1 pseudogene is annotated in these 252 nt (G+C 60.3%); it reads right to left on the minus strand.

Annotation, left to right across the window (positions count from 1 at the left end):
* Positions 1-126 (minus strand): annotated as a pseudogene (locus GWC77_RS28740) (IS4 family transposase); the annotation flags it as partial.
* Positions 127-252: the final 126 nt, after the last annotated feature.

A 252-nucleotide genomic window follows, 5' to 3' on the forward strand; every position in this document is an offset into this window, starting at 1 on the left:
CTTCGCGCCGGGTTCGCCATCTCCTTTGCGGCCCAGGAAGCCACCCAATTGCGCGATCAGGCGAAGCACCTCGTTGAGCTTGGGCTTGGCGGGCTGCTTGGCCTCGGTGAGCAAGTATGCGCCGCGGTGTGGCGCGACAATCTGGATGAGAGACGCGCGACAAACAAGATGAGAATGTCGCGGCGAGGTTGATGATGCCGATGTTGATTGACGCTGACAAGCGTTTGTTGATTGACGCGCGGCGCATGTTGC

It is taken from the genome of Paraburkholderia sp. NMBU_R16 (assembly GCF_013282575.1).
GTDB lineage: Bacteria > Pseudomonadota > Gammaproteobacteria > Burkholderiales > Burkholderiaceae > Trinickia.